General features: G+C 70.9%; 17 protein-coding genes. 6 read left to right on the top strand and 11 right to left on the bottom strand.

The window, feature by feature from the left end:
* Positions 1 to 55: 55 nt before the first annotated feature.
* Both AC068D_RS20540 and AC068D_RS20535 read left to right on the top strand, forming a co-directional pair.
* Positions 56 to 1876: a glycoside hydrolase family 3 protein gene (locus AC068D_RS20540; protein ID WP_478824431.1), complete on the top strand. Its 1821-nt coding sequence runs from the start codon at positions 56 to 58 to the stop codon at positions 1874 to 1876.
* A gap of 121 nt (positions 1877 to 1997) precedes the next feature.
* Positions 1998 to 2615: a hypothetical protein gene (locus tag AC068D_RS20535; RefSeq protein ID WP_478824430.1), complete on the top strand. Its 618-nt coding sequence runs from the start codon at positions 1998 to 2000 to the stop codon at positions 2613 to 2615.
* A gap of 78 nt (positions 2616 to 2693) precedes the next feature.
* Here AC068D_RS20535 and AC068D_RS20530 read toward each other — a convergent pair whose 3' ends face one another.
* The 7 genes from AC068D_RS20530 to AC068D_RS20500 all read right to left on the bottom strand — a co-directional run bounded on the left by AC068D_RS20530 (position 2694) and on the right by AC068D_RS20500 (position 13971).
* Complete coding sequence (locus AC068D_RS20530; protein WP_478824429.1) at positions 2694 to 4130, bottom strand: S28 family serine protease; 1437 nt, start codon at positions 4128 to 4130, stop codon at positions 2694 to 2696.
* Positions 4131 to 4239: 109 nt separating this feature from the next.
* On the bottom strand, positions 4240 to 4620 hold the full coding sequence (locus AC068D_RS20525) for a hypothetical protein (protein ID WP_478824428.1): 381 nt from the start codon (positions 4618 to 4620) through the stop codon (positions 4240 to 4242).
* 107 nt (positions 4621 to 4727) lie between these two features.
* The gene (locus AC068D_RS20520) at positions 4728 to 8456 is read right to left on the bottom strand and encodes an ABC transporter ATP-binding protein (RefSeq protein ID WP_478824427.1); all 3729 of its coding nucleotides are present in this window, start codon (positions 8454 to 8456) and stop codon (positions 4728 to 4730) included.
* A 160-nt stretch (positions 8457 to 8616) separates the two neighbouring features.
* Positions 8617 to 9558, bottom strand: a complete 942-nt coding sequence (locus AC068D_RS20515; protein WP_478824426.1) for a serine hydrolase — start codon at positions 9556 to 9558, stop codon at positions 8617 to 8619.
* A gap of 190 nt (positions 9559 to 9748) precedes the next feature.
* Entirely contained in the window at positions 9749 to 11431 is a 1683-nt protein-coding gene (locus AC068D_RS20510) for a thiamine pyrophosphate-binding protein (RefSeq protein ID WP_478824425.1), read from the bottom strand.
* Positions 11428 to 12399 carry an agmatinase gene (gene speB, locus AC068D_RS20505; RefSeq protein WP_478824519.1) on the bottom strand — a complete coding sequence of 324 codons (972 nt, stop codon included), beginning with the start codon at positions 12397 to 12399 and terminating at the stop codon, positions 11428 to 11430. Before speB ends, AC068D_RS20510 begins: the two co-directional genes overlap by 4 nt.
* A gap of 45 nt (positions 12400 to 12444) precedes the next feature.
* Complete coding sequence (locus AC068D_RS20500) at positions 12445 to 13971, bottom strand: sodium:solute symporter family protein (protein ID WP_478824424.1); 1527 nt, start codon at positions 13969 to 13971, stop codon at positions 12445 to 12447.
* Between the two features lie 187 nt (positions 13972 to 14158).
* Here AC068D_RS20500 and AC068D_RS20495 point away from each other — a divergent pair, with 187 nt between their 5' ends.
* The 4 genes from AC068D_RS20495 to AC068D_RS20480 all read left to right on the top strand — a co-directional run bounded on the left by AC068D_RS20495 (position 14159) and on the right by AC068D_RS20480 (position 18606).
* The gene (locus AC068D_RS20495; protein ID WP_478824423.1) at positions 14159 to 15646 is read left to right on the top strand and encodes a PucR family transcriptional regulator; all 1488 of its coding nucleotides are present in this window, start codon (positions 14159 to 14161) and stop codon (positions 15644 to 15646) included.
* A gap of 114 nt (positions 15647 to 15760) precedes the next feature.
* Positions 15761 to 16243 (top strand): hypothetical protein, encoded by a 483-nt coding sequence (locus AC068D_RS20490; RefSeq protein WP_478824422.1) that lies wholly within the window; start codon positions 15761 to 15763, stop codon positions 16241 to 16243.
* A gap of 307 nt (positions 16244 to 16550) precedes the next feature.
* On the top strand, positions 16551 to 17708 hold the full coding sequence (locus AC068D_RS20485) for an acyl-CoA dehydrogenase family protein (RefSeq protein ID WP_478824421.1): 1158 nt from the start codon (positions 16551 to 16553) through the stop codon (positions 17706 to 17708).
* A gap of 4 nt (positions 17709 to 17712) precedes the next feature.
* A complete protein-coding gene (locus AC068D_RS20480) occupies positions 17713 to 18606 on the top strand; it encodes an acyl-CoA thioesterase (RefSeq protein ID WP_478824420.1) in 894 nt (297 codons plus the stop codon).
* 47 nt (positions 18607 to 18653) lie between these two features.
* Here AC068D_RS20480 and AC068D_RS20475 read toward each other — a convergent pair whose 3' ends face one another.
* The 4 genes from AC068D_RS20475 to AC068D_RS20460 form a co-directional block, all read right to left on the bottom strand.
* Positions 18654 to 19730 (bottom strand): sensor histidine kinase, encoded by a 1077-nt coding sequence (locus tag AC068D_RS20475; RefSeq protein WP_478824419.1) that lies wholly within the window; start codon positions 19728 to 19730, stop codon positions 18654 to 18656.
* Positions 19727 to 20416, bottom strand: coding sequence for a response regulator (locus AC068D_RS20470; protein ID WP_478824418.1), 690 nt, complete (start codon positions 20414 to 20416; stop codon positions 19727 to 19729). The genes AC068D_RS20475 and AC068D_RS20470 overlap by 4 nt, the downstream gene beginning before the upstream one ends.
* A 412-nt stretch (positions 20417 to 20828) precedes the next feature.
* Entirely contained in the window at positions 20829 to 21617 is a 789-nt protein-coding gene (locus tag AC068D_RS20465; protein WP_478824417.1) for a phosphatase, read from the bottom strand.
* Positions 21618 to 21709: 92 nt separating this feature from the next.
* Positions 21710 to 22303: an SACE_7040 family transcriptional regulator gene (locus tag AC068D_RS20460; RefSeq protein WP_478824416.1), complete on the bottom strand. Its 594-nt coding sequence runs from the start codon at positions 22301 to 22303 to the stop codon at positions 21710 to 21712.
* Between the last annotated feature and the right edge of the window lie 69 nt (positions 22304 to 22372).

Raw genomic sequence — 22372 nt, 5'->3', positions numbered from 1 at the left:
TTACTTTCCCTATATCCGTGGCTCCTTGGAAGTTTCCTTCACGGAAGGAGCACCAGTGCCGGACCGGACCACCCCCTCCAGACGCACACTTCTTGCCGCGGCTGCCGCAACCGCCGCCGGCACCGCGACCGTCGCGCTCACCCCGAACCGGGCTAGTGCCGGCAGCCGCAGCAGCCTCGAGCGGCTCATCTCCCGGATGAGCCTCGAAGAGAAGGTCGGACAGCTCTTCGTCATGCGGGTGTACGGGCATTCGGCGACCACACCCGACCAGGCCGATATCGACGCCAACCTCAAGGAGATCGGCGTCAGGACCGCCGCCGAGCTGATCGCGCGCTACCACGTCGGCGGCATCATCTACTTCGTCTGGGCGCACAACACCCGTGACCCCCACCAGATCGCCGACCTCTCCAACGGCATCCAGCAGGCAGGCCTGGCCCAGCCCACCCCGATCCCCCTGCTGATCTCCACCGACCAGGAGCACGGAGCCGTCGCCCGTGTCGGCAGACCCGCGACCCTCCTGCCGGGGGCGATGGCGCTCGGGGCGGCCGGTTCGCGATCCGGAGCCCGTGAGGCCGCACGGATCGCAGGCACCGAACTCGCGGCGATGGGCATCACGCAGAACTACGCACCGGTCGCCGATGTGAACGTGAATCCGGCCAACCCCGTGATCGGCGTGCGCTCGTTCGGCGCCGATCCGGGGGCCGTGGCCGGGCTCGTCGACGCCCAGGCGCGGGGCTACCGGAGTGCCGGTGTCGCCGCCACGGCCAAGCACTTCCCGGGACATGGCGACACCAAGGACGACAGCCACTACGCCCTGCCCACCATCCATCACACACGCGAGCAGTGGGGCGTGCTCGACGCACCGCCGTTCCGGGCGGCGATCGCCGCGGGGATCGACTCGATCATGACGGCGCACATCGTGGTCCCCGCGCTCGACGCGAGCGAGGACCCCGCGACTCTCTCCCGCCCGATTCTCACCGGCGTCCTGCGTGAGCAGCTCGGGTACGACGGCGTCGTCGTCACGGACGCGCTCGACATGGCAGGCGTACGGAAGAAGTACGGTGACGACCGTGTGCCGGTCCTCGCTCTCAAGGCCGGCTGCGACCTGCTGCTCAACCCACCCGACCTGGGCGTCGCCTGGAACGCGGTCCTCCAGGCAGTCAGGAACGGCGAGCTGACGGAACAGCGGCTCGAGGAATCGATCCTGCGCGTCCTCCTCCTGAAGTGGAAACTGGGCCTGTTCCACGACCCGTTCGTCTCGCACGAGGGCGTCGACCGCACGGTCGGGACCGGCTCCAGTCTGCGGGCAGCGAACCGCATTGCCGAGGGAACCACCACCCTGCTGCTGAACGAGAACGGCCTGCTGCCACTCTCCCCCCGCCGCCACGGCGACATCCTGGTCGTCGGCGCCGACCCGGCTTCCCCTTCCGGAACGACCGGCCCGCCCACCTCCACCCTCGCCGGCGCCTTCGCCGAACTGGGCTTCACCGCCACGGCGCTGTCCACGGGCATCACCCCGACCCCGGCAAGGATCGAGGAGGCGGTGACCGCCGCGACGGGCAAGGACGTGGTCCTCGTGGCCACGTACAACGTCTCGGCAACGAGTCCCCAGCGCACCCTTGTGTCCCGGCTCGCCGCGACCGGCGTTCCGGTGGTCACGGTCGCCATCCGCAATCCGTACGACATCGCACAGCTGACCGGCACCGGCATGGCGGCCTCGCTCGCCGCCTACTGCTGGACCGACGTCGAACTGCGCGCTGCCGTGCGGGTGATCGCCGGCCGCGCCGAACCCGGGGGGAGACTGCCGGTGCCGGTCCAGCGTGCCGATGATCCGACGCAGGTGCTGTACCCGCTCGGACACGGACTGACGTATTAAGGCGTAGCGCGCGGTACGCTGCGCCGGCGGTGCACCACCCCCACACGGCGGAAAGCCCCTGGCTTTCCTGGCGTGTCCCGCCTGTCCCGGTCACGCTGGACGGACCGATCGGGGGTCTTTCATGCGGATGCGGCGGCTGAGCGTGGGGGTGGTCTGTGCACTCGTCATCGGCTGCCAGCAGTCGCCGGGGGGCGACCGCCGGGAGGACGGCGGCACCCCGGGCCCCGGGACCATGACGCCGTCCGGCTACGGGGCGGTCTTCCTGGGGCCGGGCGACTGCAGCGGCCGTGGCGGCGGGAACGATGTCCGCGAGGTGCCCTGCACCAGCGAGAAGGCGTTCGCCCGGGTCGTCGTGCGCCATGACGGGCGGCAGCCGGCCGAGGGACCTGCCTGCCCGGTCCCCACCGACTTCGTCCTGCACATCTCGGAGAGACGGCCGTCGGCCGACGAGGACGGTGACGGGTCGGTGCCGCAGGGCTATGCGTGCATGCGCAACCTGGAGCCACCGCATCCGGGTGATCCGGGCGGCGGTGGTGGACCGAACACCCTCGTCGGCGATTGCGTCTACACCTCCCGCAAGGGGCAGGTGCGGGAGACCGCGTGCGACGGTACGGGAGAGCAGCGGCCCGAATTCGAAGTGGCGTCCGCGGTGGCCGAGCGTGCGCAGTGCCCGCAGTCGACCGATCTCTATGTGGAGCTGGGCGGGCAAAGGCCGGTGGGCTGCGCCCGCCGTGTGTGACGTCATCACACACGGTCGGCGGGCGCAGCCCACACGGACTCGGCCGGCCAGGGCAGCACCCGGCCGGGCGGGCCGGAGTTACGGACGCAGCATGGGCTCACGCTCGATGTCCAGCTTGTCGAGCTTCGCGTCGTACCGCGTCAGTCGCTTCGCCTTCGACGGGTCGTCCTGGACGACGGCCGGGGCCACGCCCGCCCAGTCGAGGATCCGTGCAGTGGCCTTCGCCTTCTGCTCGGGGTTCAGCCCCGCCACGCCGGCTCCGTGGTTGGCGCCCGGCGCGGTAAGGACATAGCTGTCACGCGCACCCTTGCCGAGACGGAACGGCTCCGAGCCCCACGGGTCGTTCTGGCCGTAGACGAACAGCATCCGCTTGGCGTGGTGCCGGACCCAGCTGTCCACGTCGTCCATCACCCACGGCTTGAAGTGCATGGGGATGTCCCGCGGGACGAAGTTCCGCGGCGGCTGGTAGCCGTAGCGGCTCAGCCCCTTCAGATGCGGCTGCTTGATCGTGGGTGCGCCCAGCTCGGTACCCGACTGGTAGTAGTACGGGGTGTACGGTTCCAGGCCTTGATCGGTGTAGAAGGAGAAGCCGGAGATGGCATCGACGCTGTCCCAGATCTCCTGGTCGGACGCGGTGGCAGCGACCGGGACCGAGGCACAGTCGTCGAGCAGGCTGTACTGCCAGAAGGCCCAGGTGTAGTCGAGGACGACGGCCTCGAAAGCCTTGTCGAGAGAACCGACGGTCTTGAAGGTGTAGTCATTGTCGGCCGCGTAGCCGGTGTAGATGGCCTCGAGCGGCTTGCGACGCACGAGGGCTTCGCGCTGCACGGCGTTCAGCTTGTCGCGGCACTCCTTGGTGCCCACCTTCTCGAAGAACCGGTCGTAGGCCGAGTCCTCCTTGTTGTTCACGTCGTTGGGCGCGACGTAGGCCACGACGCCGTCCATGTCACGCGGGTAGAAGCGCTCGTAGTAGGTGGCCGTCATGCCGCCCTTGGAGCCGCCTGTGGCCAGCCACTTCTTGCCGTAGATCTTCTTCAGTGCGGTGAAGACGCGGTGCTGGTCCGCGGCGGCCTGCCGGATGTCCAGCTTGGACCAGTCGGCCGGGGCGGGACGCGACGGGGTGAAGAACCGGTACTCCAGGTCAACCTGGTTGCCGTCGACGATCTGGGTGGGTTCACGCCGGCGGGGGTTGGTGCTCACCGCGTAGCCGCTGGTGTGGAAGACGGTCGGACGGGCGGTGTCCTTGTGCAGCACCGTGATGCGCTGCTGGAACGTGCCCTTGGACGGGTGCCGGTGGTCCACCGGCTGGGTGTAGTTCAGGACGAAGTAGCGGTAGCCGGGGTACGGCTTCTCCTCGATCAGGCTCATCCCCGGGATCGCAAGGATCCGGTCCTTGATGTCCTGGGGCGTCCCCTGGCCGGTGGCCGGATCGGCGGCGGTCGCCGCGCTCGCCGTTGCCCCTGCCATGCCTATGAGCACGACCAGCGACAGCAGCCATCTCAGCGCCTTGCGCATGCACCCTCCCCTTGGTTCACAGCGGTCGCCGTGAAACTAGCGGGGCAACAGCCGTACCGCCAGACCCAGTTGGATCAGCGCATGGAATTCGGCTGAGGCGCGGTCGGTGTCAGCAGAGAATCCAGCCGGTCGAGGCACGCTTCCCTGCGACGGCGCCCGTGGCGCGAACGCAGCGGTGGAGCGCGTGCACGGTGACCGGTCCCGCCTGCCGGGTGAAGCTGCCCCTGTCCACCGCCGGGCGTCCGCCCCGCGGCTGGAGCGACACCGACATGATCCGCCGCGGGCCGGGTCCCCTGGCGACGGTGAGCGCACAGGCGTATGCGCGGCTCTTGTAGACGCGCAGCTCACCCGTGGAGAACTTCAACGTCTTCGCCGGGCGCCCGGAACACACGGAAGCGGCTTCCGCCCGCTGAATGCCCGGGCCCGTCAACGAGAGGGCTCCCACGACCGCGAGCACTGCGAGTACGTGCACCAGAAGTCTTCCGAACACTCTTGCTCCCCTCCCGCACCGGACCGTACAGACGTACGACGCAGCGAGGGCCCGGACGGTTGCCGTCCGGGCCCTCGGCCGAATCATGTCCTGGCGCACCCCCGCACTCAGGCGGGTGCGGGCGCCTCCTCGCCGATGAACGTCCGCCACAGGTCGGCATACCGCCCGCCCCGTGTCAGCAACTCGTCGTGCGTACCGTCCTCGACGACCCGGCCGTGGTCCATCACGATCACCCGGTCCGCCCGCGCCGCCGTGGTGAGCCGGTGGGCGACGACGAGGGTGGTGCGTCGCCCGGTGAGCCGGTCGGTGGCCTGGTTGACCTGTGCCTCGGTGGCCAGGTCCAGTGCGGCGGTCGCCTCGTCGAGCAGCAGCACGTCCGGGTCGACGAGCTCCGCCCGCGCCAGGGCGATGAGCTGGCGCTGGCCGGCCGAGAGATTGCGCCCGCGCTCGGCGACCTCGTGCAGATATCCGCCCTCGAGCGTGGCGATCATGTCGTGGGCACCGACCGCCCGAGCGGCCGCCTCCACCTCGGCGTCCGTCGCCTCCGGGCGGCCGTAGGCAATGGCGTCGCGCACCGTTCCGGGGAAGAGATACGCCTCCTGCGGAACCACACCGAGCCGGTGCCGGTAGGCCGTGATGTCCAGGTCGCGCAGGTCGGTGCCGTCGGCGGTCACCCTTCCGCTCGTCGGGTCGTAGAACCGCGCCACCAGCTTGACCAGCGTCGACTTGCCCGCGCCGGTCTCGCCGACGAACGCCACCGTCTGTCCGGCCGGGATCCGCAGGTCGATGCCGCTCAGGGCCGCCCCGTCCACAGCCACGTCCCCGTCGGCACCGTAGCCGAAGCTGACGTCCTCGAAGGCGATCTCGCCGCGCAGTGACAGCACATCGACCGGCCGGCGTGCCTGCGACGTCGACGTCGGCTCACGCAGCAGCTCCTGGATCCGGCCGAGTGACACGGTTGCCTGCTGGTAGCCGTCGAAGACCTGGGACAGCTGCTGCACGGGTGCGAAGAACAGATCGATGTAGAGGAGGTACGCCACCAGTGCACCGGTCGTGAGCGTGCCCGCCTCGATCCTCCCGGCGCCGACGATGAGCACGGCCGCAGCGGCCACGGAAGACAGCAGCTGGACGAACGGGAAGTACACCGAGATCAGCCACTGCCCGCGCACCCTCGCCTCGCGATAGCTGTCGCTGCGGTCCTGGAACCGGCGGTTTCCGTAGCGCTCCCGCCGGAAGGCCTGCACGATCCTCAGCCCGCTGACCGACTCCTGCAGGTCCGCGTTGACGACGCTGATCCGTTCACGTGCCAGCTCGTACGCCTTCACCGAGCGGCGGCGGAACAGGACCGTGCCGATGAGCAGCACCGGCAGGGTGGCGAAGACCACCAGCGCCAGCTCCACGTCGATCACGAGCAGGACGACCATGATGCCGACGAAGGTGACGACGGACACGAAGGCCGTGACCAGACCGGTCTGCAGGAACGTGGACAAGGCATCCACATCCGTCGTCATCCGGGTCATGATCCGCCCGGTGAGCTCGCGTTCGTAGTAGTCGAGCCCGAGCCGCTGCAGCTGGGCGAAGATCTTCAACCGGAGCGCGTAGAGGATGCGCTCACCGGTGCGTCCGGTCTTCCGGGTCTCACCGATCTGGGCCGCCCACTGCACCACCACCGTGACCAGAGCCAGCAGGGACGCCGCCCACACAGCGCCGAGAGCCGCCCGCTCCACACCGTCATCGATGCCGTGCCGGATCAGCACCGGCAGCAGCAGCCCCATGCCCGCGTCGACCGCAACCAGCAGCAGGCTGAGCAGCAACGGCGGTCCGAAGCCGCGCAGCAGACGGCGCAAACCGTAGGAGTCCTCGGGCGTCACCGCCCTCGCTTCGTCGACCTGGGGGGTGTCGGCAGCCGGGGGCAGTGCCGCGACCTGGGCGAGGAGCTCGGGTGTGGCGCCGGTGGCCTCATCCTCCTCCGCCTCCTCCTTGCGTACCCAGAGCGGTGGTGTGATGCCTCGCTCGGCGTCGAACTCCGCGTCCATCTCGGCCCGTAGCGTGTGGTCCTCGGGAATCTCGACGGGGAGGGTGTGCCCGGGCGACACACCGCCCAGCTCGTCCGGGTCGGTCAGCAGCCGCCGGTACAGAGGTGAACGTTCCTGCAGTTCGTCGTGGGTGCCGATGTCCGCCAGCCGGCCGCCGTCGAGCACGGCGATGCGGTCGGCGAGGCCGAGCGTGGAGCGGCGGTGGGCGATCAGCAGCGTGGTGCGCCCGGCCATGACGCCGCGCAGCGCCTCGTGGATCTCGTGCTCGACCCGCGCGTCGACGGCGGAGGTCGCGTCGTCGAGCAGCAGCAGCCGGGGGTCGGCCAGGATCGCCCGGGCCAGGGCGATCCGCTGGCGCTGACCGCCCGAGAGGGTGAGGCCGTGCTCGCCGACCTTGGTGTCGTATCCGCCCGGCAGCTCCTCGATGAAACGGTCCGCCTGTGCGGTGCGGGCCGCCTCGGTGATCTCCTCGTCCGTCGCGTCGGGATTTCCGTAGGCGATGTTCGCGCGCACGGTGTCGGAGAAGAGGAAACTGTCCTCCGGCACCAGTCCTATGGCGGATCGCAGCGAGTCCAGGGTCAGCTCGCGCACATCGTGCCCGCCGACCAGGACGGCGCCGTGCGTCACGTCGTAGAAACGCGGCAGCAGCAGCGAGACGGTGGACTTGCCACTGCCTGATGTGCCGACCATCGCGACGGTCTCACCGGGTCTGATCTCCAGCGAGAAACCGTCGAGCACGGGCGGCGAACCTTCCGCGTCCCCGTACGAGAAGCTGACGCCGTCGAACTCGACGGTCGCCGGGGCGTCGGCGGGGAGCTCCTTCGTTCCGTCCTTGATCGTCGGCTCGGTGTCGATGAGCTCCAGTACCCGCTCCACACCTGCCCGCGCCTGCTGGCCGACGGTCAGGACCATGGCGAGCATCCGCACCGGGCCGACGAGCTGGGCGAGATACGTCGAGAACGCGACGAACGTACCGAGGGTGATCTGCCCGCGGGTGGCCAGCCAGCCGCCCAGCGCCAGCATCGCCACCTGCCCCAGTGCGGGGACCGCCTGGAGCGCGGGGGTGTACTTGGCGTTCAGCCGGATGGTGCGCAGCCTGCCGGCGAAGAGCCTGCGGCCGACGTCCCTCAGCTTCCCGGTCTCCTGATCCTCCTGCCCGAAGCCCTTGACGACCCGTACGCCGGACACGGCCCCGTCGACCACGCCCGCGACGGCGGCGGCCTGCTGCTGGGCGTACCAGGTGGCGGGGTGCAGCTTCACCCGGCTGCGCTTGGCGATGAACCAGAGGGCGGGGGCGACGGCGAGGGCGACCGCGGTGAGAGGCAGCGACAGCCAGGCCATCACGACGAGCGAGATGAGGAAGAGGAGGACGTTCCCGATGGTCATCGGGAGCATGAAGAGGAGACCCTGGATGAGCTGCAGGTCGCTGGTGGCGCGGCCGACCACCTGTCCGGTGGACAGCTCGTCCTGGCGTCGCCCGTCGAGGCGGCTGATCGTCCCGTACATATCGGTGCGGAGATCGTGCTGGACGTCGAGGGCGAGGCGGCCGCCGTAATAGCGACGGATATAGGTGAAGACGTAGACCGCGACCGCGCCGGCGATGAGCAGTCCGGTCCAGACCGCCAGAGAACGGGTGTGATCCCCGATGACGTCGTCGATGACGACCTTGGTGATCAGCGGAACGACGGCCATCACGGCCATGCCCGCGAGCGACGACCCCAGCGCGAGCACCACGTTGCGCCGGTATCGCCAGGCGTAACCGGCCAGTCGCCGCGCCCACCCCTGTTCTGCCCCCGCCACTGGTGCCTCCCGGTTCGGGTCTCGGAAAATCCGACCTGACCTGCCGGAAGGCACCAACGCGGGCGCGGGCGGATTTCATCCCGCTGCAACAAAGACCGGTCCCTGGTCCTAGGACCGTCCTGGGACCGTCCTGGGACCGGAAGCCGGGGAACCGGGGAAACTAGGAGGCCGGGCCGCGCTCCGGCACCGCGGGCATGGACTCTTGCGGGATCGCGGGCGGGGTGACGACCGAGCGCGTCGACGCGCTCGGGTTGAGGTCCTTGTGCACGACACGGGCGACGGCCTGGATGGTGTTGATGCCGTCGGTCATCGTCGTGTTGTCGTGGGTCAGGACGGTGATCGAGTAGTTCGCGTTCGGGCCGGTGAAGGCGCCGATGCTGTGCACTCGCCAGCCGTGCGTGGCCCGGGAGAGCCAGCCGTTCTTGACGTGGACGGTCACTCCGGTGGGCGCACCGACCGGGGTGCCCCAACGCTGCGAGGAGACCACGCGCCGCATCAGGCTCTGCATGTAGGAGCGGGCGCTGTCGCTGAGCACGCCGTTCTTGTTGGTGACCAGACCGAGCAACTTGCGCTGGTCACGGGCGGTGATCTGGGTGAGCCCCCAGTAACCGCCCGAGCCGGGGACGGTCATCGTCATACCGGCGGTCTGCATGAACGCCTTGACCTTGGTGACGCCGAGCTGGCTCCACAGCGTGCTCGTGGCCGCGTTGTCGGACTTGGTGATCATGGCGGTGGTGAGTTCGACCTCGCGCTCGGTCAGCCGCCGCTGCTGCTTGCCCGCGTCCCACAGCAGCGTCGCGAGCACGGTCGCCTTCACGACACTCGCGGAGTCGAACTTCTGCGTGGCCCGAAGCTCGCAGTGGGTGTTGGTGGTGCGGTCGTAGACGGCGACCGCCGTCATCGACGAGCGTCCGCGCAGCGCGGCGGTGATGTCCGTCGTCAGCTTGGTGGCAAGCCCGGCCTTGGCCGAGGTACAGCTCACGGTGGGGGTCGCGGCGGAGGCGGGCGCCGTCGACAGGGCTGTCGGCAGGAGCACACCCACGGCGAGGGCCACACCGAGAGCGCCCCGGGTGCGCCGGCGGGATATGGAGTGGTGAGTCACGCATCCGAAGACTCACCGGAGGGCGAAAAGTTGTACGGACACCGGGCACCTGTCCGATCACTCCCCCGCGCCGGACGGGGGGCGGGCCCGCCCCCGGGCAGCGGCGGGCCTGCGGTGCGCCGCGCGCCAGGCCCGGTCCGTGCACCGGACGCTCATGAGCTGACCGGTGCACGGCCTCCGGCGCGTCGGCTCAGAGGTGCGTCGGCGCGAACATCTTCAGCAGTGCGGGCAGCACGACCACCGAAGGCCCGGACCGCGCCAGGGACTTGGCCAGGTCCTCGCGCAGCGACTCCGTGGTGGTGCGGACCGCGGGCACCCCGAAGGACTCGGCGAGTGCGACGAAGTCCGGGCGGGCCAGTTCGGTCGCGGTCGTCTCACCGAAGGTGTCCGTCATGTATTCGCGCAGGATGCCGTAGCCACCGTCGTCCACGATCAGCCAGGTCACCGGCAGGTTGTACTGCTTCGCCGTCGCCAGCTCGGCGATCGAGTACATCGCGCCGCCGTCGCCGGAGACGGCGAGCACCGGCCGCCCGGGGTCCGCGGCCGCGGCACCGAGGGCGGCAGGGAAGCCGTACCCGAGACCGCCCGCGCCCTGCGCGGAGTGCATGGTGTTCGGCTGCCGCGCGTCGAAGGCGGACCAGGCCCAGTAGGCGAGGATCGTCATGTCCCAGAAGCTCGGGGAGTCGTCCGGCAGGGCCTCACGGACCGCGGCGAGCACCTCCTGCTCCAGGGGCAGCTCCTGGCCGGCGATCCGCTCACGGATCTTCGTCAGCAGGGCCCGGACCCGTTCCGCGGCCGCGGGGTCGTCCCGCTCCCCCACGGTCTCCAGCAACGCGGAGAGGGCGATACGGGCATCGGCGTGGATACCGAGGGCGGGATGGTTGGACTCCAGCTTGCCGAGGTCGGCCTCGATCTGGACGACCCGGCCGCGCGGGGCGAACGTGTGGTAGTTCGAGGAGAGTTCACCGAGCCCCGAACCGACGACCAGCAGGACGTCGGCGTCCTCCAGGAGGTCGGTGGTGTGCCGGTCCTCCAGCCAGGACTGCATCGACAGCGGGTGCTCCCAGGGGAAGGCGCCCTTGCCGCCGAAGGTGGTGACGACGGGAGCGTCCAGCCTCTCGGCGAGTGCCCGCAGCTTGCCGGAGGCGTCCGAGCGCACGACACCACCGCCTGCGATGATCGCCGGACGCTCGGCGTTCTGCAGCAGGTGCGCGGCGACCGCGGTCAGTTCGGGACGGGGCACCAGGTCGTGCGGAGTGGCGTCCATGGCCGTGACGACCGGCAGGGACGTCTCGGCGAGCAGCGCGTCCTGCGGGATCTCCACCCAGACCGGGCCGTGCGGGGCGGTCAGGGCGGACTCCCAGGCGGCGGCGATCGCGGACGGGATCTGCGAGGCGGTACGGACGGTGTGCACGGATTTCACGATGTCGCGGAACGACGCCTTCTGGTCGCGCAGTTCGTGCAGATAGCCGTGGCGCCCGCCGCCGAGGCCGGCGGTGGGGATCTGGCTGGAGACGGCGAGCACCGGAGCGGACGCGGCCGCCGCCTCCTGGAGCGCGGCGAGCGACGTCAACGCGCCGGGCCCGGTGGACAGCAGCAGCGGGGCGGCCTCACCGGTGATCCGGCCGTAGCCGTCGGCGGCGAAGCCCGCGTTGTTCTCGACCCGCAGACCGATGTACCGGAGCGTGGAGCGGCGCAGGGCGTCGAACATGCCGAGTGCGTGCTGGCCGGGCAGACCGAACACGGTCGTGGCCCCGAGGCCCTGGAGCGTCTCGACGACCAGGTCGCCGCCGTTGCGTCCGGCTGGAGGATCGAGCGCAGCCGCGGTCTGCGCCCCGGTGGGACGCAGAACGAGGTCGTGATCGTGGGTCACTGCGCGGTCCGGGAGGCGGCGATCTGACGGGCCATGATCGTCGTCAGCTCGTACGCGGTGTGGGAGGCGGCGACCGAGGTGATCTCCGCGTGGTCGTAGGCCGGTGCGACCTCGACGACATCGGCGGAGACCAGGTTGCAGGAGGCGAGTCCGCGCAGGATCTCCAGCAGCTCGCGGGAGGTCATGCCACCGGCCTCGGGGGTGCCGGTGCCCGGGGCGTGCGCCGGGTCGAGGCAGTCGATGTCGATGGAGATGTACAGCGGGCGGTCACCGATGCGCTGGCGGAGCTGGTCGGCGACCTCGTCGGCACCGCGGCGGTAGACGTCGGACGAGGTGACGATGCCGAAGCCCATCTTCTCGTCGTCGGTCAGGTCCTGCTTGCCGTAAAGGGGGCCGCGGATACCGACGTGCGAGAGCGCCTCGGTGTCGAGGATGCCCTCCTCGACGGCACGGCGGAACGGGGTGCCGTGCGTGTACTCGGCGCCGAAGTACGTGTCCCAGGTGTCCAGGTGCGCATCGAAGTGGAGCAGCGCGACCGGGCCGTGCTTCTTGGCGACCGAGCGCAGCAGGGGCAGCGCGATGGTGTGGTCGCCGCCGAGAGTCATCATGCGGGCGCCGGTGCCGAGGATGTCGTCGGCGGCGGCCTCGATGGTCTCGACGGCCTCGTTGATGTTGAACGGGTTGGCGGCGATGTCACCCGCGTCCGCGACCTGGGCGAGCGCGAAGGGCGAGGCGTCCTGGGCCGGGTTGTACGGACGCAGGAGCCTCGACGCCTCACGGATGGCGTTGCCGCCGAAGCGCGCGCCGGGGCGGTAGGAGACCCCGGCGTCGAAGGGCACGCCGACGACGGCGACATCGGTGCTGCCGACCTCGTCGAGCCGCGGCAGCCGGGCGAACGTCGCGGGTCCGGCGTACCGCGGGATGCGGGACGAGTCGATGGGGCCGCGCGGCGTCTCGTTGCTGCTCATGGTCATGCCTACTTCCTACGCTTTTCCTACAGTTTGCTTATTTCGCTACGGATTGACTTTAGCGGCCTCGGGCCGGGCCTCGGCCCCATCCGCCCGGCGGGCCACTGCCACCGAGTCCGCGGCAGGTTCCCGGGCCGCCCCGGGGCTGCGGCCCGCGAGGCGCTCGCGCCAGTCGGCCAGGATCGCCTCGTCCGTCGGCCGGGTGGCCAGCGAGACGATCACATACGCCGAGAGGGAGGCCGTCAGACCGTAGTAGACGGGCTCGTTGGCAAGGATTCCGTACTTCCCCATCAGGCCGATCACGGCCATGCCGCCGACGGCGACCGAGGACAGCGCGCCGTACACCGTGCCGCGCTTCCACAGCAGTCCGCCGAGGATCGGCACGAGCAGTCCTCCGACGAGCAGGTTGTAGGCGACCGTCAGCGCCTCGATCACATTGTTGAGCGCGATCGCGATGAGGATGACGGCGATGCCCATCAGGAGGATGAACGTCCGGTTGCCCTTGACCTCGTCGTGCGCCTCGCCGTCCCGGTCGCGCGTGACGGCGCCGCGCAGCTTCGACCAGATGTCGTTGTTGGCAACGGTGGCGCAGGCGATCAGGGCGCCGGAGGAGGTGGACATGACCGCGGCGAGTGCGGCGGCGAGGACCAGCCCCCGGACACCCGTCGGCAGCGCGTCCTTGACGATGGTGGCGAAGGCGTCGTCCGCGTCGGCGAGGTTCGGGTAGAGCACCTTGGCCGCGGTGCCGATGACGGCGCCGGCAAGGGCGTAGAGGAGGCAGTACGTGCCGGCGACGGTGCCGCCCCAGCGGGCCACCTTGTCGTTGCGGGCGGTGAAGACGCGCTGCCAGATGTCCTGGCCGATCAGCATGCCGAAGGTGTAGATCAGCACGTAGGTGAAGATCGTCTCGCCGCCGATGCCGAGCGGGGCGAAGTAATCGGTGGGCAGCTGGGCCTTCATCTCGGCGAATCCACCCGCCTTGATCACGGCGATGGGCAGCAGCAGGACCAGCACTCCGACCGTCTTGACGACGAACTGCACCATGTCGGTGAGGGTGATGGACCACATGCCGCCGAGCGTGGAGTAGGCGACGACGATCGCACCGCCGAGGACGATCGCGACCGTCCGGTTCATGTCGAACAGGACGTCGAAGATCGTGGCGTAAGCGATGGTCGAGGTGACCGCGAGCATCAGTGTGTACGCCCACATCACGACACCGGCCAGGAGACCGGCCCGGCCGCCGTAGCGCAGGTCGAGCATCTCGGACACGGTGTAGACCTTCAGCCGGGCGATGCGCGCGGAGAAGAAGATCGAGAGGGCGAGGAGGCCGAGTCCGATGGTGAAGACCATCCAGGCGCCGGAGAGACCGTACTTGTAGCCGAGGCCGACGCCGCCGATCGTGGAGGCGCCGCCCAGGACGATGGCGGCCATCGTGCCGGAGTACATCCAGGGGCCGAGCCTGCGGCCCGCCACCAGGAACTCGCTCTTGGACCTGGCGCGGCTCATGCCCCACCAGCCCATTGCCAGCATGCCGGCCAGATAGACGACGATCACTGCGTAGTCGACGGCCATGGGGCCCTCCTTCGCTCACTTGGTGGCGTGTCGTGCATCGGATCCGAAGGGGACTCAGCAGCTCGTGCGCGGGGACATCCGCCCGTACCCGCGGCTGCTGGACGGCACGACCATAAGTGGCCGGAAAGCAACGTTGAAGTGTACGTTTCATCCATTCCGGAACACGACCTCGGATGGAACGTCCACCATGTCGGACCCCACCGCTCGCCCCATCGGCCCCCCGGCCCCGCCCATCCCGCTGGCCGCACTGCTGGCACGCAAGGACCTCGGCCTGCGCCTCGCCGCGGGCGCCACGGACGCCAGGAACGTCTTCATCCAGTGGGTGCACACATCGGAGATGGCCGACCCGTACCCGTATCTGCTCGGCGGCGAGCTGCTACTGACGGCGGGCGTGCTGCTCGAGGACCCGGACACCTATGCGTCACGGGTGATCGAAGCAGGTGGCGCGGCCATCGGCTTCGGGGTCGCCCCGGTGCACGACACCGTCCCGGAGGCGCTCGTCGCGGCGTGCGAGCGGCTCGGGCTGCCGCTGCTCGAGGTTCCGCCGCAGACTCCGTTCACGGCGATCGCCCGGGCGGTCTGGCGCCTCATGGCCCAGGTCCGGCTGGAGGAGGTGCGCCGCGTGAACGAGGCCCAGCAGGGCCTGGCCGGCGCGGCGGCACGCCCCGACCCGGTCCCTGCAGTGCTGCAGCAACTGGCCTCACGGCTGGGCGGCTGGGCGGTCCTTCTGTCACCGGACGGGTCTGCGGTGCAGTCGGCCGGGCGCGCGCCGGGGCGGGACGCGCGCGAGGCGCTGGGTCAGCTGTCGCGGGTGGTGAGACCGGGCACGGCGGAGGGCGAGACCGGAGCGGACGGGGCCCCACGCCGCGCCCCGGCGTCCGCCACCGACACGCTCGGGGCACATCAGCTCGCCGCGTATGCGCTCGGGGGCGCGGAGGGGCTGGTCCTCGGGGTCGCCACCGAGGCCCGCGAGCCCGGCGGGCACACCGTGGCGGGGATGGCCGTCGTCCTGCTGTCACTGCTCACCGCACCACACCAGGGTGCGGATCCGGCCGGGCGGTCCGCCGCGCTGGTGCGGCTGCTGCTGGGGGCAGCGCCCGCCGATGTCGCGCCGGAACTCGGCCCGGGGCCGTGGGCCGTGGTGCATGCCACTCGGGCGGGGCTGCCGCCCGACCGGATCGCGGCGTCGGCGCTCGGCACGGCACTGGGCAGCGCACTGGTGGACACGGACGGCGCGACCGTACGGATCCTGCTCTCCGGTGACCGGCCGATCGAGCCGCAGCCGGGCTGGACGCTCGGGGTGAGCGCTCCGGCCGTGCCCGCCGAGCTCACCGCCGCGGACACGGCCGCCGCGCGTGCCCTGCGCAGGGCCGAGGCGACCCGTGAGCCACTGGCCCGCCAGCGCGACGCGGGTCTGGCCGAACTGGTCGCCCCCGACGAGGCCGCGGTGCACGCCCGCACCCTGCTGGCGCCGATCGTGGGCTTCCCCGCACTCACCGAGACCCTGCGGGTCTGGCTCTCGCTGCACGGAAGCTGGGACCGCACGGCCGTGGCGATGGGCGTCCACCGGAACACCGTGCGGCAGCGCATCGCGCGCTGCGCGGCCCTGATGGGCGCGGATCTGGACGACGCGGACGTGCGGATGGAGCTGTGGTTCGCCCTGCGCTATGCGTGACAGGCTCCTCCATACCCGCCGGTACTGCACTGGAGGGAATCCACCAAGGTGCCCCTGCAAGGCTGTGCGCGATCGACCAACTCCCTTGAGAGTCAGCCGTGTTGGAATCCCGGTATGACGACCACCACTGTGGGATCCGCACAGCTCCACCCCGACGGACCTTCGCGCCGGCTGCGCGCCGAGGTGGAGCGGTTGCGTGACGAGGCGACGCGGCAGAGGACGCTCGCGCACCGCCGCGCCGAGTTCTGGACCAAGGCCGACATCGCCCTCGGCTTTCCCTCGGCACTGCTGGCCGGAACGGCAGGCGCGGCGGGACTGGCCACGGCGGACGCACGGGTCCCCGCCGCACTGCTCGCCCTGGCCTCGGCCGGGTTCGCCGCCGGGGCGGGCTTCCTTCGGAGCGCCACCCGCTGCCGGGCCAACAAACGCGCCCGGCACGCGTGGGCGGCCGTGGAAGGCAGGGCCGCGGTGACACTGGCACGCGATGCGGTGACCCCCGAGGACCTCGCCGAGCTGCTGACGCACCGCCAGGCTGCGCTGGCGGCCTACGACGGCGACGAGCCGCAGCCGGCACCGCCTCCCGTCACCGCGGCCTGATTCGACGGGCCATCGGGCGAACGAGCCGGACCGGACCGCCACGCCGCACACACCGCCCGACGCGTCGGGCCCGCCGCGGCGCGCCGGGGCAGCGCCTGCCCGGGCAGCCGTCCGGGGCCGGCACCCCGCCCGCTTCTCCGCGGCTGGGTGACCGGGCGCCGGGTCCACGGACGGCGCGAGGGCGCGGAGCGTGCCCAGCATCACTCTGGACACTTTCAACAACCGCCGGGTAACTTATTTCTGAGCAAGCGCTTAGACAGCGTAGCGTGCCCAGCCAGTCACCTGACACAGTCCCGAGGAGGCGTCCGTGCGCCGCACAGTATTCGACGAGGACCACGAGGCGTTCCGGGAGACCGTCCGCGCCTTCATCGAGGCCGAGGTCGTCCCCGTCTACGACGAGTGGTTCGCCGCCGGCCAGGCGCCGCGCGACTTCTACTACAAGCTCGGAGAGCTGGGCGTCTTCGGCATCAACGTCCCCGAGGAGTTCGGCGGCGCGGGTCTGGACACGCACAAGTTCGAGGCCGTGCTCTACGAGGAGACCTCCCGCGCGGGCGTCAACTTCGGCGGCTCCGGCGTGCATGTGCTGCTCGCCCTGCCGTACATCAAGCTGCTGGCGACCGACGAGCAGAAGAAGCGCTACCTGCCGAACTTCGTCACCGGCGAGGAGATGTGGGCGCTGGCGATGACCGAGCCGGGCACCGGCTCCGACGTCGCGGGCATGAAGACGACCGCCAAGCTCTCGGAGGACGGCACGCACTACGTCCTCAACGGCGCCAAGACCTTCATCACCGGCGGTGTGCACGCCGACCGCGTGATCGTGTGCGCCCGCACGTCCGCCCCGCGTGAGGACGACCGCCGCTTCGGCATCTCCCTGTTCGCGGTGGACACCAAGTCCGAGGGCTACTCCATCGGCCGCAAGCTGGACAAGCTCGGTCTGCGCACCTCCGACACCGCCGAGCTGGCCTTCGTCGACGTCAAGGTTCCGGTCGACGACCTGCTCGGCGAGGAGAACAAGGGCTTCTACTACCTCGGCCAGAACCTGCCCTCCGAGCGCTGGGGCATCGCGTTCGGCGCGTACGCACAGGCCAAGGCCGCCATCCGGTTCGCCCAGCAGTACGTGCAGGACCGCACCGTCTTCGGCAAGCCGGTCGCCTCCTTCCAGAACACCAAGTTCGAGCTGGCCGCCTGCCAGGCCGAGGTGGACGCGGCCGAGGCCGTCGCCGACCGCGCCCTGGAGGCCCTGGACGCGGGCGAGCTGACGCCTGCCGAGGCCGCCTCCGCGAAGCTGTTCTGCACCGAGGTCGCGCACCGTGTCATCGACCGCTGCCTCCAGCTGCACGGCGGCTACGGCTACATGAACGAGTACCCGATCGCCCGCCTCTACGCCGACAACCGCGTCAACCGGATCTACGGCGGCACCAGCGAGGTCATGAAGTCGATCATCGCCAAGTCGATGGGCCTGTGACTCTGTGAGCACAGGCGCACAACCGCTTGACGACCTGCTCGATCTGCTCGACCTGGAGCAGATCGAGCAGGACTACTTCCGGGGCCGCTCGCGCTCGGCGATCGTGCCCCGTGTCTTCGGCGGACAGGTCGCGGCCCAGGCGCTCGTCGCCGCGGGCCGCACCGTTCCCGGCGACCGCGCCGCCCACTCGCTGCACGCGTACTTCCTGCGCATGGGTGACCCCGGCGCCCCGATCGTCTACACGGTCGACCGGATCCGCGACGGCCGGTCGTTCACGACCCGGCGGGTGGTCGCGGTCCAGCACGGCCAGCCGATCTTCCATCTCTCGGCGTCCTTCCAGACGTACGAGGAGGGGCTGGACCACCAGTACCCGATGCCCGTCGCACCGGACCCGGAATCGCTGCCGACGGCGGCGGAGACCCTGCCCCTCCACGCCGAGCGCTTCGGTATCGATCCGGACACGGCGCGACGGATGCTCGAGGCCCGGTCCGCGGTCGATCTGCGGTACGTGGACGCACCTCCCTACGCCACCGTCGGTGAGCCGCGCGAACCGCGCTCGCAGGTGTGGTTCCGTACGAACGGCAAGCTCGCGGACGACCCCATGCTGCACGTCTGCCTCGCCACGTACGTCTCCGACATGACGCTGCTCGACTCGGTACTGCTCGCGCACGGGCGCGGCGGCTGGACGGTCGGAGACGTGGTCGGAGCCTCACTGGACCACGCGATGTGGTTCCACCGTCCGTTCCGGGCCGATGAGTGGCTGCTGTACGACCAGGAGTCGCCGTCGGCGCACGGCGGGCGCGGCCTGGGCCAGGCCCGCATCTACACGCAGGACGGCCGGCTGGCGATCTCCGTGATCCAGGAGGGCGTCGTCCGCGTCCCGCACGGCGCGCCCTGACACGCGGCCACGCCGGCGTCCGCGCGTCGTCGACCGGTCCGCAGTGATCACCACGAGGCGGGCGCCGGCAACGGCAGCACCGCCTCGAGGGCGAAACCGCCGTCCGGTGCCGGAGCTGTGGTGAGGGTGCCGCCGAGGGCCGCCGTGCGGACCCTCAGACCCGGCAGGCCGTGGCCGCCCCCGGGCTCGGGCCGCGGGCCGGGCACCGACGGTGGCCCGTTGCGGACGGAGATGTGCAGGGAGCCGGGAGTGCAGCGCACCGTGACATCGGCCCGGGCACCCGGCGCGTGACGGCGCACGTTCGTCAGGGCTTCCTGGACGATGCGGTACGCGGTGTGCTGGATCTCCGGCGGGCAGCCCGTGAGGTCCACATGGCCGAGGTCCGCATGTGCGCCGCCGCCCGCGGCCATGACGAGATCGGGTATCTGCGCCAGTCCCAGGGTCTCGTGGCGGATCGCCTGGCGCAGGTCGGCCGCCGCGTGTCTGCTGAGCTCGCCCAGTGCCTCGGCCTTCCGGCGGTAGCCGGGGGAGTCCGCCGCGGCGGCGAGTGCGGTGCAGTGGAGGCTGATCAGGCTCAGGTGGTGGGCCGCGGTGTCGTGGACGTCCCGGGCCAGCCGCTCCCTTTCCCGCAGCGCCGCCTGCTCGGCGGTGTGGCGGCGCTCGCGTTCCCGGGACAGAGCCAGTTCGGCGAGGCGGCCGGCGAGTTCGCGGCGGACGCGGCCGAGCAGGCCCAGCGCGGCGGGGGCGACAGCGAGCAGCCCGGCCAGCAGGACGCCGAGGGTGGTGTCGGGGAGCGTCCAGACGTACCCGTCGAGGTCCTGCCACGGGACGAACGCGACGACCGCGACGACCGCCGACCCGGCGATCACCTCGCCGCGACGGCGTTCGGAGCCGGCGAGTGCGTGCAGCGCGCCCATCGCGGGCAGCCACAGCACGCCGGTGGCGAGGGTGGGCAGCGTGAGAGCGAGCACCGTACGGGGGAAGCGTCTGCGCAGGACGAGGGCGACCGCGACGACGAGCGCGCCGGCGAACATCCAGTCCTCCAGCCAGTGCCGGGTCGCCAGTGCCTCGGCGACGGCGGCGATGACATAGAGCGCTTCGAGTGCCCACCGCCGGGCTGTCATCCCGCACCCGGCCCGGTCGCGTGCCGGTGCAGCACGGCGGCGAGGCCCACCCGGCTGGTGACGGCAAGTTTCCGCTTGAGCGCCCCGATGTGGGTCTTGACCGTGGTCACGCCCATACCGAGGTGGGTGGCGATGTCGGTGTTGGACAGTCCGGCCGCGATCAGCGCAAGGACCTCGCGCTCACGTTCGGTGAGCCCGGTCAGCCCGTCGGACTCGGCCGCCGACGCCTCGGGAGCGGGCCTCGGGGCCGAGCCGGCGTAACGGGCGAGGACGGCCGCGCTGCCGGACGGTGTGCAGATGACGCCGCCCGAGCCGAGCAGTCGCACGGCGTCCACGAACAGCCGCGGCTCGGTGCTCTTGAGCAGGAACCCGGACGCGCCGCTTCGCAGCGCGCGCTCGACGTGGTCGGCCCTGTCGAGGGCGGTGAGCATGGCCACGACGGGCGGGCGGGGAAGTGCGCGCAGGAGGCGCAGGACGTCCAGGCCGCCCATGGACGGCATGTCGATGTCCAGCAGCACCACGTCGGGGGCATGTCGCCGCACGGCCTCGACGGCTTCGTGGCCGTCACAGGTCCCTTCGACGGTGATCGCGTCGGCGGCGTCGAGGATGCGCTGGAGTGCGGCGCGTACGAGCTCCTCGTCGTCGACGACGAGCACACGCACCGGCGGCCTCAAGTCGTAGAGCAAAGGTCGTCCTGTGGTGTGAGCAAAGTGGTGCCTGGAGCTGCGAGCCTGGATCCAGATCCTAGGACGCAACAGCGCCGAATGGGATCCCCGGGGCTCGACCAAACTCCCGGGACTTCGCTGCACGGGCCTCTGGGCCGCACGCGAAGGGGTTTCGTGTGCGGTGCCACCGGCCGAGGAGGAGCCGTCGCAAGCCGATGAATCGGCATGCGACGCGGCCCGGACCACCGCCCCGGCGAGGCGTCGCCTCCGCTTGGGCGGTGGGGCCCGTCGACAGATCCGATCCGATCGACCTGGCCCGTCGTCCTTCCCGGCGCAGGGGCAGGGGGCGGTCCGGCCGACGCCCGGACCGCCGTCGGGAGCGGGCCTGCCCCTTGGGCGGGGCTGAGCCCTTCCGAGTGACGTCCCCCATGGGTCACTCGGAGGAGCTGAGTCCCGCCGCGTCCAGCAGATACGCCGTCAGCGGGTCGTAGAAGCGCGGGTCCGTGACATGGTCGTCCAGCGGGACCGTCACCCGTACGGTCCCCTCCGCCTCGCCGATGAACAGCGCCGGGTCGTTGCAGTCCGCGTAGGCGAGGGCGTCGATCCCGCGCTGGCCCGCGCAGCCCGCCCAGCCGTGGTCGGCCACCACCAGGTCGGGCTGCGGCCGCTGCTGGCCCGCCAGACCGTCCAGGATCGCGGCCATCGGTTCCGGCGAATGGGTGTGCCACAGGGTCGCTCCGCGCTCCAGCACGGCAACCGACGCGAACTGGAAGACCATGCCCTCGTCCGCCGTGAGCCCGGACGGAATCTGCACGATCTCGCACCCCGCGGCTCTCAGGGCGTCCGCGGTCTGCCGGTGCACGTCGAGCAGACCGCCCGGGTGCCCGGTCGCGAACAGGACGGACTCCCTCGCGGCCGCTGCCTCCTTCAGCCGCGCCGCCATCCGGTCCAGCGCGTCGACGGTCAGTTCCGGGTCGATGGTGTCCTGTCCGAAGCGGTACTGCGGATCGTCGTTGACGCCGCAGCGCTCCGCCATCACGGCCAGCACGTCCTGCTCGTCGGTCCAGCGGTCGCCGAGCTCCAGGCCCAGCCAGTAGTGGCGGTCGCCGTTGGCGAGCTTGCGGTAGTGGGAGAGGTTGTTGTCCCGGGGAGTGGCGACGTCTCCGGCGATACGGGTGCGGACGAGGTGGTCGACAAGGGCGGCACGGTTCGGTATCGGCATGTGCCCATTGTGCCGTCAGGTGTGCGGAGCGTGCCGGGCATCCCGAACCGCGGACGCCTGCCGGGCCCGCTCGGCCGTCCGTGGGCCCGCGATCAGGCGGACAGCGAGGCGAACGCCCCGTGGGCCAGCTTGCGCAGCATTGCCTCCATCGCGGCGCGGCCGGGCAGGCCGTTGCCGTACGAGCCGAGGTGCGGGGTCGAGTTGAGGAGTCCGAAGACCGCGTGGACGGCGGCCCGGGCCTGGCCCTCGGGAACCTGCGGGTGCAGCTTGCGCACGACGTCCACCCACAGCTCGACGTACTGCCGCTGGAGCTGCCGCACCAGCTTGCGGTCGCTGTCGCGGAGCCGGTCGAGCTCGCGGTCGTGGAGGGTGATCAGCGGGCGGTCGTCGAGGGCGAAGTCGATGTGCCCGTCGATCAGCGAGGCGAGCACCTCCTCCGGAACCCCGTCCGCCTCCGCGACCCGGCGCCTGCCGCCGTCCAGCAGCCGGCCCGAGATCCCGACCAGCAGCTCGGCGAGCATGGCGTCCTTGCCCGCGAAGTGGCGGTACAGCCCGGGCCCGCTGATACCGACCGCCGCACCTATCTCGTCGACACCCACGCCGTGGAAGCCGCGTTCGGCGAAGAGGCGTGCGGCTTCCCTGAGGATCTGCTCGCGGCGGGTCAGGGCGTCGGTCCTGGTGGTCATGCCACCAATTCTAGACAACGCGGTTAGCGCTCGTTAACCTGTGGGAAATGGGTTAACGCTCATTAACAT

This window comes from Streptomyces sp. NPDC043861 (genome assembly GCF_056435905.1).
The sequence above is the reverse complement of the archived record's forward strand: the minus strand, read 5'-3'. Positions and strand labels throughout refer to the sequence as shown.

Bases quoted from the DNA above. Each gene is read 5' to 3' on its own strand.
- AC068D_RS20535 (WP_478824430.1), top strand. From the start codon at position 1,998: ATGCGGATGCGGCGGCTGAGCGTGGGGGTGGTCTGTGCACTCGTCATC.
- AC068D_RS20530 (WP_478824429.1), bottom strand. From the start codon at position 4,130: ATGCGCAAGGCGCTGAGATGGCTGCTGTCGCTGGTCGTGCTCATAGGC.
- speB (WP_478824519.1), bottom strand. From the start codon at position 12,399: ATGAGCAGCAACGAGACGCCGCGCGGCCCCATCGACTCGTCCCGCATC.
- AC068D_RS20500 (WP_478824424.1), bottom strand. From the start codon at position 13,971: ATGGCCGTCGACTACGCAGTGATCGTCGTCTATCTGGCCGGCATGCTG.
- AC068D_RS20495 (WP_478824423.1), top strand. From the start codon at position 14,159: ATGTCGGACCCCACCGCTCGCCCCATCGGCCCCCCGGCCCCGCCCATC.
- AC068D_RS20490 (WP_478824422.1), top strand. From the start codon at position 15,761: ATGACGACCACCACTGTGGGATCCGCACAGCTCCACCCCGACGGACCT.
- AC068D_RS20475 (WP_478824419.1), bottom strand. From the start codon at position 19,730: ATGACAGCCCGGCGGTGGGCACTCGAAGCGCTCTATGTCATCGCCGCC.
- AC068D_RS20465 (WP_478824417.1), bottom strand. From the start codon at position 21,617: ATGCCGATACCGAACCGTGCCGCCCTTGTCGACCACCTCGTCCGCACC.
- AC068D_RS20460 (WP_478824416.1), bottom strand. From the start codon at position 22,303: ATGACCACCAGGACCGACGCCCTGACCCGCCGCGAGCAGATCCTCAGG.